The organism is Prevotella sp. P4-119 (genome assembly GCF_002251345.1).
Lineage (GTDB): Bacteria > Bacteroidota > Bacteroidia > Bacteroidales > Bacteroidaceae > Prevotella.
The window spans coordinates 16,109-28,589 of the sequence record NZ_NPJB01000096.1; the positions used below are offsets into that span (position 1 = coordinate 16,109).

The window sequence follows — 12,481 nt, forward strand, 5'->3', positions numbered from 1 at the left end:
GTTTGAAGGCGTTCTCCACCAGTGAGATGAAGATCATTGGAGCCACTTTCTGTTGTTCGTTGGTGATATGAAACGAAGTATTGACTTCTACCGACGGCCCCTGACGCAGTTTCATGAGTCGGATATAGTTTTTTAGGAACTCCACCTCATCGCGCAGTTCTATCTCCGATCTCTGATAGTCATAGAGCATGTGTCGTAACATCTTAGAGAGATCTTGTATCGCCTCCTGTGCCTTCTGGGTATTGATAGCAGTCAGCGCATAGATGTTGTTGAGCGTGTTGAGCAGGAAATGAGGATTGATCTGTGAACGAAGATTGCTCAGTTCAGCCTCTTTTCGTGCCTCTTCTGCTGTCTGCCACTGCAAGGCGAGATGGAGTAGGGTGGCAATTGCTGCCGCAATGACGAGGTTGACAATGTCGCGTATGACAAAAGCAATGGTCAATATCAACGGCGGTTCCCTGTGGTTATGTCCCAGCATGTCGTGTGACAGACTCATCCAGAGGTGAAGGGCAATGCCGAGCACGATGACTATGAAGGTATTGGTCACAAAGAACTGCGTGCGGTGTCCTGTTACGAAATACCTTGGGGTGAGCCATAGGTAATCGATATAGAACACTGCCATGAATGTCAGCGGTACCGTTGTGGTCAGCATAAACTGACTGACGGACATGCCTCTGCCATGATTCATGAACATCAGCGGTAAAAGGATGATAACAATCCAGATGGCGATGTGGATGAGAATCTCTAAACGTTTATTCATGTCGAATAGCTTCTATTGGGTCCATATTAGCAGCCTTCTGTGCCGGAATGTATCCGAAGAGTACACCGATGCAGACACAGACAAAGAATGATACGTAGATGCTCCATGCAGGAACACTTGACGGCATATTGAACATCGGTACGATAAATTCGCTTGCCGAGCATCCTACGAGTATGCCGAGTAGTCCACCTGTTACAGAGATGAGTACGGATTCTATCAAGAACTGCAATGAGATGACCGGTCCTGTGGCTCCAACAGCCATACGCAATCCAATCTCCTTGGTGCGTTCGGTCACGCTGACCAGCATGATATTCATGATACCGATACCAGCCACAAGGAGTGAGAAGGCAGCAGCCACCACGAGGATGATGGTCACGGTATCCATGGTGGATGACATGGTCTCCATCATCTCAGCCTGTGAACGGATGGTGAAATCATCGGCAGCATCACCTTTCAGTTTGTGGTTGTCGCGAAGAATCTGTGTGAGTTCTTCGATGGCCGCATCGCTCAGTTCTTCGGTAATTGCCGAACACACAATGCTGGAGAACCACGTCTGTGCCGCGATGCGTTTCATGACGGTAGAATAGGGAGCGATGATGACGTTGTCCTGGTCCATACCCCAGTTGTTGTAGCCTTTCGACTTCAGTACGCCGATGATGCGCATCGGTATGGATTTGAAGCGGATAGTCTTGCCGATGACATCAGCCCCCTCTCCATAGAGTTCCTTGACGATGGTAGTACCAACGACACACACCTTAGCTGCCTTTTTGATATCCTCCTGTGTAAAGCAGTCGCCCTGTTCTATGCTCCATTGCTTGATGTCGAGGTATTCCGGACTTTCTCCATATACCGTAGTATTGGTATTGCTGTTGCCATAGATAGCCTGTCCGCTTGCTGTGACCTCAGGAGAAACATTCGTCACATATTTTTTCTCGCGCATGATGCGTTCATAGTCAGCCATCTTCAAGGTTTGCATGCTTGACGGGTCCTGGCGTACGCCGCCACGCATATCAGCCCCCGGTCGGATATTGATCAGGTTGGTGCCCATGGTAGAGAGTTCCGCACGGATACTCTCTTTAGATCCCTGTCCGATAGACATCATGATGATGACCGCTGCCACTCCGATGATGATGCCAAGCATGGAGAGGAAGGATCGCATCTTGTTGTTGGCGACAGCCCTGATACTGACTTTGAAAAGATTGAGTATGTTCATAATCTGATGGGTTCAATATATAGTATGTGAGTTTAATCGTCTTGCGGTTTCGGTAATGCAGCGAGTGCTTCTGCCGCCGACTTGATATTGGTGTTGATGGTATCTTCACGTATCTTACCGTCACGGAGGTTGATGTTACGACTAGAATACTCCGCAATTTCCGGATTATGGGTCACGAAGATGATGGTATGTCCCTGTCGGTAGAGTTCTTGGAAGAGCACGAGCATCTCAAACGATGTACGCGTATCAAGGTTACCCGTAGCTTCGTCAGCTAAAAGTACGGCAGGGTCGTTGACAAGAGCCCTGGCAATTGCCACACGTTGCATCTGACCACCCGACATCTGATTAGACTTATGGTCCAGACGGTCGCCCAGTCCTACAGCCTGCAGGGCTTTAACGGCAGCCTCACGACGTTGTGCTGCATTATACTTGTTGTTGTACATGAGCGGCAGTTCAACATTCTCTACAGCTGTTGTCTTAGCCAACAGGTTGTAGTTTTGAAACACAAAACCAATCTTGTTGTTGCGCAGGTGTGCCCGTTCCGTCTTCGACATGGTGCGTACAGCCACTCCGTCAAGGAAGTATTCTCCACTGGTAGGTGTGTCGAGACATCCCAACTGGTTGAGGAGTGTAGATTTTCCAGAACCCGATGTGCCCTGAATGGTGACAAACTCGCCCTCATAGATTTTGAAGGAGACACCCCTTAGTGCCTTCACCGTCTCACTTCCTACCTGGAAGTAGCGTTTCACATTCTGCAGTTCGATGACTGTTTTTCTTTTCTCTTCAGCCATAGTACTTACTTCTTCTGGTTGTTTTTCTTGTTGTCGCGTGGTTTAGGCATGAAGGGATTCCTTGCCTGCTGGTCTTGGCCTTCAGCCTCGTTACCACCCATGATATTGAAATCAATCAAAACCTCAGTACCCTCTTTGATGCCACCGGTAATCTCTGTTGTAGTACCGTTGGTTGTACCAATCTCAACGGCATGAGCCTTGAAGACATTATTTTCGAGTGTCCACACCTTGTGATCACCCTTGCAATCTGCAATGGTCTGTCCTTCTAGCAGCAGGGTTTCGTTGGGTGTAAAGCGTAATGCCTTGGCAGGTACAGCCGTAACATTTTTCTTCTCCAGTGTGAAGATGGTGACATTGGCAGTCAGTCCCGGTTTCAGTTTCAGATCTTTGTTTGGTGCCGAGATCACCACTTCGTAAGTCACGACATTACTCTCAGTAGTAGCCTGTTGGCGAACCTGAGTCACTTCACCTTCAAACAAGTCATCGGGGAAGGCATCCACTGTGAATGTCACGCGTTGTCCCTCTTTTACACCACCTATGTCAGCCTCGTCGACATCGGCAATCACGCGCATGTCGGTCAAGTCTTTGGCAATAGTGAACAGTTCAGGTGTATTGAATGATGCCGCAACGGTCTGTCCCTCTTCTACCGATTTGGACAGCACCACACCATCAATAGGTGAGGTGATTGTGGCATAGCCCAGGTTGGTTTGTGCCTTCTGTACAGTCTCTTTAGCTGAAACCACCTGCTGTCGAGCCTTGTCATAGGAAAGACGCGCATTCTCATAGTCATCCGCACTAACCAGTCCCTTCTGATACAAGGTTTTGTATCTTCCGAAGTTAGTCTTTTCGTAGTTCAGCGTGCTCTGTGCACTCGACAGGTTAGCCTTAGCGGTATTGAGTTCGCTGATGAGGTTGGTCTTATCGAGTTCAGCGATGACCTGTCCTTTTTTCACCACCGAGTTGTAATCCACATAGAGTTTAGAGACGATACCGCTAACCTGAGTACCCACGGTAACAGAAGTCACAGGTTCTATGGTACCAGTTGCTGTGACGGTATTCTCAATATTCTGGCGTTCCACCTTTGCGGTTGTGTATGTTACTTTCTGTTCCTTTTTGTTGCCTGTCAGCAAGAAAGCCACTATGGCGATGAGTACTATAGCAGCAGCTGCTATACCTATTTTCTTGATATTCATATTGTTGTGGTATTATGTTTCTGTTAGATATGTTGTTTATGTTATAATGTCATTTTCTCGCCTTGGTAGAAGCGGAGCAACTGACGGTTGAGGATAGTGGTGTATTTCGCCTGCAATTTATTTTGTTGTGACGAGAGCAACCGGTCTTTTCCAGTCATCAGTTCAACGATGTTTTTGAGACCGAGTCGAAACTGCTCTTCGAGCAAGTCATAGCTTGCCTGTTCACTCTCAACGGTAGTCAATGCCGTTTTGAATTTCTGTTGGTTTGTTTCAGCGTCGAGCCAGTAGCCTTCGATGGTGGCATAGAGTTGCTTCTGTTGGTCGAGCAGTTCCAGTTGAGCCTGTTCCCGTTGGATACGTGCCTTATTGACAGCTGTTTTTGTCTTTCTGTTATCGAAGAGCGGTACGCTAACAAAAGCACCCACCGAAGCATCGAAATTTGTTTTAATCTGCTTGTCCCAGTTTTGAGAGCTCATCGATGCCGTACTGGTGCCCACACCTCCGTTGATGCTGATGGTAGGCATGGCACCAGCCTTGGCGATATTCATCTGTATGTCGCTTTGTTTCAATCCCAGTTGTGCATTTTTAATTTCCGGTCTTCCGCCCAGAGCTGTCTCATAGACCGTAGATAGAGCAGGAATTTCAGCTAAAGCCTGTTCGTCGCCTGCTGTTAGCATTTCGATGTCAAAAGCCTCATCTCCTGTGAGTTCCAGTAGTTGCTTCAACTGTAGCTTATAGTTAGCGATATTGCTCTCAGCTTCTACGATGGTATATTCGTCGGCAGCCCGTTGTGCTGTGAGTTGTGCGAGGTCAGCCTTTGCCATTTTACCCACCTCAACCATTTCTTTACCACGTTGCTCGTTCCTTTTACTAGTTTCGAGACTTTGTTTATTGACCTCCACGGCTTCGTTCATATATAGAATCTGCACATAGAGCTGAGCAATCCGCTCTTGAATATTGTTAGCGGTCGTTTCGGTTTGCAGTTCTGCCTGTTGTTCGCTAACCTCGCCGAGTTTCACTTGATTCCGGTTTTGGTTTCCGTTCCATACCGTCCATTGTGCGTTGATGCCATAGCTTCCATTATAATAGGTTTTGTTGACCTTCGAGTTTACCGTACCGTTTGTCACGGTAGCGACACCATTTTCCAGCCACGGTCTGTAGCCAAATGATTGGTTTGTTGATGCCGACAGCGATGGCAGTAGTGCCGCTTTAGCCTGTTTGCGTTCCTCCGTAGCCGATTGTTTTTGCAATTTCGCCTGTTGTAGGGTAATGTTGTTCTGTAACGCATAGTCTATACACTCAGTCAGCGTCCATTTTTTCTGGGCGCTGGCCGATAGCGCTATAGCTATTGCCGTTACCATTAGTGTTGTCCTTTTCATACCTTAATTAATATATATGCCTATGATTACTTGTGTTGTATTTTCACGTTGCAAAATTAGACAGAATATCTGATATATAAAAATGTGATAGACGTTTCGTTCCAGTTAGTAGAAAGTATCTTCTTATTCTTCGATATTTTCCTTTGTTTTAACGATTCTTTAGAATAGCGGTTGCGTGAGTCCTTTCATTATATTTTCAGCTCGGCTCTCGGCTTCGGGATGAATACGGGATGCCTTGACCTATGGTCGAGTCATTTTTGCCTCGGCATAACCAAAAAGTGAACTTTAGTCTTTGCTCTCGGCTTCGGGATGCCTTGACCTATGGTCGAGTCATTTTTGCCTCGGCATAACCAAAAAGTGAACTTTAGTCTTTGCTCTCGGCTTCGGGATGACTTTGGAACATAACCATTCTTTGTACGTAAACAGTAAGTCCCGAGTAAGTTCCAAGTAAGTCCCAAAAACTGCGTTGAAAATGGGAGGAGGATGGGATAAGCATCCTTGAAACATATCAGAAAGATGAAGTTTGGTCAAAAGCGAAACTATAATATATAAATAAGGTGAATCATAAGAAAAATAAGAAATTCACATCTCTTTGGTATATTTTCCATTAAAATGTTTGCATAATTGGTGGAAATATTATACTTTTGCAAGCGTTAATATTTAAAAACAAGAAATATGTTAGACAACAAGGCATTCTTTTACGGTTATTACTTTTACTTTACAGGATACTGTGAAGCGGTTGGCCGTAACTTGAAATGAACTAACAACGAACGATAATAAGGTCCCGCTTCACTTACATGTGAAAGCGGGATTTCTTTTAATATAAAGATAAAAAAGATAATGAAAAGAATCGCAATACAAGGAATCATAGGATCGTTTCATGATATGGCAGCACACCTGTATTTTGAAGGAGAACAGATACAACTCGTTTGCTGCGCCACCTTCGAGGAGGTGTTTGAGCATATGAAGCAGGATCCTACCATGATAGGAATGACAGCTATAGAAAATACTATTGCCGGTTCGCTACTCCATAATTACGAACTGTTACGTTCGTCAGGAGCAACCGTAGTAGGGGAATACAAACTGCATATCTCACATTGCATCTGCTGTCTGCCTGATGATTCGTGGGACACCATTACCGAGGTACACTCACATCCTGTTGCATTAATGCAATGCAGACAGTTTCTGGCACAACATCCTAACATCAAAAATGTGGAAGGCGAAGATACAGCAGGAAGTGCCAAGGATATCAAGGAACATCAACATCACGGATGGGCAGCCATCTGTAGTGCTGAGGCTGCCAAACTCTACGGACTGAAGATACTGGAAGACCATATTGAAGACAACAAGCATAACTTCACACGATTCCTGGTCACTTGTCAGCCACAGAAAGCAGACTTCCTCAGACCCTTGGAGAAAGCCAACAAGGCAAGTCTGGTATTCTCATTACCTCACGAGGAAGGTTCGCTCTCTCAGGTGCTCAGCATACTGTCGTTCTATAAGATCAACCTCACGAAGATACAGTCGCTCCCGGTCATCGGACACGAATGGGAATACCTGTTCTATGTGGATGTGACCTACAACAGTCTTACACGGTATAGACAGGCCGTTGACGCTATTATGCCTTTGACCAAGGAACTCACCGTACTGGGCGAATATCGAGAGAATTGACAGACAGAAATTTACTTGAACAATAACAATAACACGTCATGATACAACCAGCAGACAGACTTACACTCGTTAGTGAATACTATTTCAGCCGAAAACTCAAAGAAGTGGCTGCACTCAACGCACAAGGTATGGATATTATCAGCCTTGCCATTGGAAGTCCGGATATGCCCCCGTCACCACAGACTATTGACAAGCTCTGTGAGGTGGCCAAACAGCCAGACGCGCATGGCTATCAACCGACCATGGGAACGCCAGAACTAAGACAGGCGATGGCAGGATTCTATAATAGATGGTATGGAGTGCAACTCAATCCTCAAACTGAAGTATTGCCACTCATCGGTTCGAAAGAGGGCATTCTCCATGTGACGCTCGCCTTCGTCAATCCTGGCGATGAAGTCCTCGTACCCAATCCAGGTTATCCTACCTATACCTCGCTGAGCAAACTCCTTGGAGCAAAGGTGGTCAACTACAATCTTGTGGAGGCCAATGGATGGCAACCGGATTTCGACGAACTGGAGCAGATGGACCTCAGCAAGGTGAAACTCATGTGGACCAATTATCCCAATATGCCCACAGGAGGAAATGCAAGGCGCGAGACCTATGAAAGACTGGTTGACTTTGCCAAGAAACACCATATCGTAGTGGTCAACGACAATCCCTATTCCTTTATCCTCAATGAAGAACACCTCTCAATTCTTCAGGTAGAGGGAGCAAAAGACTGTTGTATCGAGTTCAACTCCATGTCGAAATCACACAATATGCCAGGATGGCGCGTAGGACTCTGTGCTACCAACGCTCAGTTTATATCATGGATTCTGAAGGTGAAGAGTAATGTAGACAGTGGAACATTCAGAGGACTGCAACTGGCTGCCGCAACAGCCTACGACAATAGCGACGAATGGCATCAAGAGGCAAATATCGACACCTATCGCCGTCGCCGACACTATGCAGAGCAGATTATGGAAACGCTCCATTGCAGTTACGATCCCCATCAGGTAGGAATGTTTCTGTGGGGAAAAATACCTGATCAGTATGATGATGTGGAACAGTTGACAGAAAAGGTACTCCATGATGCACGGGTATTCATTACACCAGGATTCATCTTTGGATCCAACGGCAAACGTTATATTCGCATCTCCCTCTGTGCCAAAGAGGAAAAGCTACAGGAGGCACTAACACGTATTGCAGATATGATGAGAAAATAAGCTATTTAGCAGTAAATAATAAATAACAGATAAAAACAAAAACAAGATATTATGGAATTGGAATTAGAACCTTTGAGACTTCCGAGTGACAACGAACGTCCCTTCGTCATTGCAGGACCTTGTAGTGCAGAGACAGAAGAGCAGGTGATGACCACAGCACGACAACTGGCCAATTACGGATGCCACATGTTTCGTGCAGGAATATGGAAACCCAGAACAAAGCCAGGAGGATTTGAGGGTAACGGAGAAAAAGCGTTGCCATGGATGCAACAGGTGAAAAAGGAAACAGGCATGTTGACTGCCACAGAAGTTGCAACGCCAGAACATGTGGAACTCGCTCTGAAATATGGTATCGACGTGTTGTGGGTAGGAGCAAGAACCACAGCAAACCCCTTTGCCATGCAAGCCCTCGCAGATGCGTTGAAAGGTACAGACGTGCCCGTATTGGTGAAAAATCCAACCAACCCAGATCTCGAATTATGGATAGGAGCACTGGAACGCCTCAATCTTGCAGGCATCAAGAGGCTCGGAGCCATTCATCGCGGATTCTCAAGCTACGACAATAAGATTTACCGTAACTTGCCCACGTGGCAGATTCCCATCGAGCTGCACAGACGCATTCCCGATCTTCCTATCGTCAACGACCCCAGTCATATAGGAGGACGACGCGAACTGATTGCTCCGCTCTGTCAACAAGCCATGGATCTTGGTTTTGACGGACTGATTGTAGAAAGCCATTGCGATCCAGACAAGGCATGGAGCGACGCTAAACAGCAGGTGACTCCAGATGTTCTTGACTACATCCTCTCGTTGCTCGTTATACGTGATGAAACTGTCACCACAGAAGGAATCGTACAGCTTCGCAAGCAGATTGACGAGATAGACAACCAGCTCATGGAAATGCTCTCAAAACGTATGCGTGTCTGCCGTGAGATAGGTCACTACAAGAAAGAACACAACATGACCGTACTTCAGACATCACGTTATAACGAAATCCTCGACAAACGAGGTGCACAAGGTGCACTCTGCGGCATGGCACCAGAGTTTGTTGCCAAGGTATTTGAAAACATTCACGAAGAATCAGTAAGACAACAGATAGAAATCATCAACAAATGAAAATACTCGTATTAGGGGCAGGAAAGATGGGGAGCTTCTTCATAGACCTGCTGAGCTTTGACCATGAAGTAGCGGTCTATGAAAAAGACGCCAGGCGAATGCGGTTTACCTATAACTGTCAGCGCTTTGCTGATTTAGAGGAAATCAGACAGTTTAAACCTGAACTCGTCATCAATGCCGTTACCGTGAAATATACTATCGCGGCATTTGAAGAGGTGATGCCTTTCCTCCCGAAGGACTGTATTATCAGCGATATTTCATCTGTTAAAACAGGGCTGAAAGACTTCTATGAAAAGACAGGTCATCCTTATGTTTCTACACACCCGATGTTTGGACCTACATTTGCCAATCTGCAGCAGTTGTCAGAGGAAAATGCCATTATCATCAACGAAGGTGACTATATGGGACGCATCTTCTTCAAGGACCTCTATCAGAAACTGGGACTGAATATCTATGAGTATTCATTTGACGAACACGACAGAACAGTTGCTTACTCCCTCTCTATCCCATTTGTTTCAACCTTCGTCTTTGCTGCCGTTATGAAACATCAGGATGCGCCAGGAACAACGTTCAAGCGTCACATGAAGATTGCTCAAGGGGTTCTCAACGAAGATGATTACCTATTGCAGGAAATCCTTTTCAATCCCTATACCCATGATCAGGTGGCTCAGATTCGTACAGAGTTGAAAGAGTTGCTAGAGATTATCGACAATCGTGATGCTATGGGCATGAAAGCGTATCTAACAAAAATCAGAGACAACGTGCGACGTGACATAGAAATCAAACATAGTTGATGTCCCATTCTGACGACCGATTGCAGATGAAGATATATCTGACAACCAGTCTCATGCGATATCAATAAAACAACAAGACTGACCTTTATGATAGGCCAGTCTTGTTGGGTTTTATACCGACTGATAAGCGACAATTGTCGTATCGTACGTTATGATTTGTTGGTCATGATAGTCAATACCATATCATCGGTAGCAGACATCGCTTCCTTGCCGATACTCGTCAGGTTGCGGATAGAACAATCCACATCATGGTCTATAATACCTTCTGCTTCGGTGACATGCTTGCCTTCGCGAGCCAATAGGGCAGAGAGTAATGCTGTGGAAACACCAGAGCAGATCTTTAATGAACAACTGGGTTTTGCTCCGTCGCAAATCATTCCTGTTAAGTTGGCTATCATATTCTTCACGGAGTGGCAGATATCCGCATATTGGCCACCCATGAGGTAAGTAATACCGCAACTGGAACCGATACTGGCCACAACACAACCGCAGAGGGCACTCAGTCTGCCGAGACTTTGTTTGATATAGATGGCGGTGAGGTGACTTAACGTTAAGGCACGGATGAGTTCTTCCTCGGTATTCTCATTCTCCTCAGCAAATACTACAACAGGATTGGTGGCACAGATTCCCTGATTGCCCGAACCGCTGTTACTCATTACGGGAATCATAGCACCTCCCATACGAGCGTCACAAGCAGAGGCTGTCTTGGAGATGATATGGGAAAACATGGTATTGCCAAAAATGCCATGGCTGAGTGGACGGTCCATCGTCTTACCTAAACAATGACCATAATTGCCTTTGACAGCTTCGGCAGCCGCACGCATGTTATACTCTTTTGTTTGCAGAATAAAACGGAGTTCGTCTATGGGAGCAGAGATGGAAAAGTCATAGACTGTCTGCATGGTCAAGGAGACGTGTTCTTCACCCTCTTCCGATGTAGCAGGCTTGCGGTGGTCAACAAGGACTTTGTCATCCGTTGCCTGATAGTCGATATTGGTATGGTCGCCTGAGATGATGGCTGTGGCATGATGAGGTAGGGAAGAATCGTCGGAACTACATTCTACCTCGATGTATAGTTTATCGCAAGCGTCGGCCTTGAGACCGATGTTGATATGGTTGTCCTTGACATATTGTTTGCCGAGTTCAAGAGACTGTGCATCAAGGTCTTTCAAGACCTCGAGTTGATAGTCAGAACAGCCAATCAGCGCACCCAAAGCAATGGCAATGGGCAAACCTATCATACCCGTGCCGGGAATTCCTACTCCCATAGCATTTTTTAGAATGTTAGCACTGAGTAGGACATTGATATGGTCGGGAGTTCTACCAAGGAGTTCTGTGGCACGTGCTACACAAAGGGCTACTGCCATAGGTTCTGTGCATCCAACGGCGGGTACAATCTCTCGTTTCATCAGTTCGAGAATCTCGTTTTGTCTAATGGTATCAATCATAAGCTTTGTATTATTGTTTATTCATTTTAGAGTTGCAGACAAGTGGTGAATGTATCGGGTGAGGTGCATGGAAAACTGACAGGCCTACGGAAAAGACCGAAAAGGGCGCTACCGCTACCGCTCATTGCTGCATAGACTGCACCAAGGTTGTAGAGTTGCTTTTTGACGGCAGCCAACTGTGGGTGTGCACGAAAGACACTATATTCGAAATCGTTGACCAGTAGGTCGCGCCATGTTTCCACAGGTTGCGAAACGATATCAAGGCAACAATGTTCAGGATGACGTGGGGTGATATGAGCAAAGGCTTCACGTGTGGGGACAGGGATATTGGGGCGTACCACACAGAGATACCATCCTTTCAAATCCAATGAGATAGGACGTAACCGTTCGCCAATCCCTTCCGCATAAGCAGGTTTGTTGAGAATGAAAAACGGACAGTCGGCTCCAAGTCTTGCAGCCCGTTCTATGAGTTGTGACGCTGTGAGGTTGAGATTTCCCATTCTGTTCAGCAGAGTCAGCATGGCAGCACAGTCACTTGATCCTCCACCCATTCCAGCCTGTGTAGGAATGCCTTTGTAGAGGTGGGTGTGCAGTCGTGGCAATGTTGGAAACTCATCTTTCAACAGATGGTAGGCGCGCACTACCAGATTGCGTTGTTCGTCACCTTCTACGTCAATACCAGTCACCTTCAGGTCGCAGTCAACGGTAGATGGAAAGGCATCGTTCATCTCAGACACTTCAAGAGCATCCATGATAGGGACTGGATAGAACACGGTCTGAAGGTTGTGATATCCATCAGGTCTGCGCTCTACGACATTGAGGCCGAGATTGATTTTTGCTAAAGGGAATATGATGTCTGTATGTTGCATAGTTCATTTGTTTTTTTTTGTATCACACTTACCGGTCCACGT

The 12,481-nt window shown here is 46.2% G+C and carries 11 protein-coding genes and 1 pseudogene; 5 read left to right on the plus strand and 7 right to left on the minus strand.

Annotated elements, in window-relative coordinates; all coding sequences use genetic code 11:
- The first annotated feature begins 52 nt into the window (after positions 1-52).
- The gene (locus tag CIK89_RS14060) at positions 53-136 is read left to right on the plus strand and encodes a hypothetical protein (protein WP_371593509.1); all 84 of its coding nucleotides are present in this window, start codon (positions 53-55) and stop codon (positions 134-136) included.
- Here the strand turns inward: CIK89_RS14060 and CIK89_RS14065 are convergent.
- The 5 genes and pseudogenes from CIK89_RS14065 to CIK89_RS12265 all read right to left on the minus strand — a co-directional run.
- Positions 110-760 (minus strand): annotated as a pseudogene (locus CIK89_RS14065) (histidine kinase); the annotation flags it as partial. The gene CIK89_RS14060 and the pseudogene CIK89_RS14065 overlap by 27 nt on opposite strands.
- Positions 753-1,973: an ABC transporter permease gene (locus CIK89_RS12250; RefSeq protein ID WP_094391646.1), complete on the minus strand. Its 1,221-nt coding sequence runs from the start codon at positions 1,971-1,973 to the stop codon at positions 753-755. The pseudogene CIK89_RS14065 and the gene CIK89_RS12250, both read right to left, overlap by 8 nt.
- Before the next feature lie 32 nt (positions 1,974-2,005).
- Entirely contained in the window at positions 2,006-2,764 is a 759-nt protein-coding gene (locus CIK89_RS12255) for an ABC transporter ATP-binding protein (RefSeq protein WP_094391647.1), read from the minus strand.
- A gap of 5 nt (positions 2,765-2,769) precedes the next feature.
- Positions 2,770-3,957 (minus strand): efflux RND transporter periplasmic adaptor subunit, encoded by a 1,188-nt coding sequence (locus CIK89_RS12260; protein WP_094391648.1) that lies wholly within the window; start codon positions 3,955-3,957, stop codon positions 2,770-2,772.
- 41 nt (positions 3,958-3,998) lie between these two features.
- Complete coding sequence (locus CIK89_RS12265) at positions 3,999-5,336, minus strand: TolC family protein (RefSeq protein ID WP_094391649.1); 1,338 nt, start codon at positions 5,334-5,336, stop codon at positions 3,999-4,001.
- 840 nt (positions 5,337-6,176) lie between these two features.
- On the opposite strand from CIK89_RS12265, the gene CIK89_RS12270 reads away from it, so the two are divergent.
- Genes CIK89_RS12270 through CIK89_RS12285 form a run of 4 tightly spaced genes read left to right on the plus strand, consistent with a single transcriptional unit; the run spans position 6,177 to position 10,122 of the window.
- Positions 6,177-7,007: a prephenate dehydratase gene (locus tag CIK89_RS12270; protein ID WP_094391650.1), complete on the plus strand. Its 831-nt coding sequence runs from the start codon at positions 6,177-6,179 to the stop codon at positions 7,005-7,007.
- A gap of 38 nt (positions 7,008-7,045) precedes the next feature.
- Positions 7,046-8,212 (plus strand): pyridoxal phosphate-dependent aminotransferase, encoded by a 1,167-nt coding sequence (locus CIK89_RS12275; RefSeq protein ID WP_094391651.1) that lies wholly within the window; start codon positions 7,046-7,048, stop codon positions 8,210-8,212.
- 51 nt (positions 8,213-8,263) lie between these two features.
- Positions 8,264-9,328: a bifunctional 3-deoxy-7-phosphoheptulonate synthase/chorismate mutase type II gene (locus CIK89_RS12280; protein WP_094391652.1), complete on the plus strand. Its 1,065-nt coding sequence runs from the start codon at positions 8,264-8,266 to the stop codon at positions 9,326-9,328.
- Positions 9,325-10,122, plus strand: coding sequence for a prephenate dehydrogenase/arogenate dehydrogenase family protein (locus tag CIK89_RS12285; RefSeq protein WP_094391653.1), 798 nt, complete (start codon positions 9,325-9,327; stop codon positions 10,120-10,122). Before CIK89_RS12280 ends, CIK89_RS12285 begins: the two co-directional genes overlap by 4 nt.
- 149 nt (positions 10,123-10,271) lie before the next feature.
- Here CIK89_RS12285 and CIK89_RS12290 read toward each other — a convergent pair whose 3' ends face one another.
- Together CIK89_RS12290 and ispE are read right to left on the minus strand one after the other, a co-directional pair.
- Complete coding sequence (locus CIK89_RS12290) at positions 10,272-11,570, minus strand: serine dehydratase subunit alpha family protein (RefSeq protein WP_094391654.1); 1,299 nt, start codon at positions 11,568-11,570, stop codon at positions 10,272-10,274.
- A gap of 26 nt (positions 11,571-11,596) precedes the next feature.
- Entirely contained in the window at positions 11,597-12,439 is an 843-nt protein-coding gene (gene ispE, locus CIK89_RS12295) for a 4-(cytidine 5'-diphospho)-2-C-methyl-D-erythritol kinase (RefSeq protein WP_094391655.1), read from the minus strand.
- Between the last annotated feature and the right edge of the window lie 42 nt (positions 12,440-12,481).

Coding starts and splice junctions, on each gene's coding strand:
- CIK89_RS12255 (WP_094391647.1), bottom strand. CDS start 2,764: ATGGCTGAAGAGAAAAGAAAAACAGTCATCGAACTGCAGAATGTGAAA.
- CIK89_RS12280 (WP_094391652.1), top strand. CDS start 8,264: ATGGAATTGGAATTAGAACCTTTGAGACTTCCGAGTGACAACGAACGT.
- ispE (WP_094391655.1), bottom strand. CDS start 12,439: ATGCAACATACAGACATCATATTCCCTTTAGCAAAAATCAATCTCGGC.
- CIK89_RS12290 (WP_094391654.1), bottom strand. CDS start 11,570: ATGATTGATACCATTAGACAAAACGAGATTCTCGAACTGATGAAACGA.
- CIK89_RS12285 (WP_094391653.1), top strand. CDS start 9,325: ATGAAAATACTCGTATTAGGGGCAGGAAAGATGGGGAGCTTCTTCATA.
- CIK89_RS12270 (WP_094391650.1), top strand. CDS start 6,177: ATGAAAAGAATCGCAATACAAGGAATCATAGGATCGTTTCATGATATG.
- CIK89_RS12275 (WP_094391651.1), top strand. CDS start 7,046: ATGATACAACCAGCAGACAGACTTACACTCGTTAGTGAATACTATTTC.
- CIK89_RS12250 (WP_094391646.1), bottom strand. CDS start 1,973: ATGAACATACTCAATCTTTTCAAAGTCAGTATCAGGGCTGTCGCCAAC.
- CIK89_RS12265 (WP_094391649.1), bottom strand. CDS start 5,336: ATGAAAAGGACAACACTAATGGTAACGGCAATAGCTATAGCGCTATCG.
- CIK89_RS12260 (WP_094391648.1), bottom strand. CDS start 3,957: ATGAATATCAAGAAAATAGGTATAGCAGCTGCTGCTATAGTACTCATC.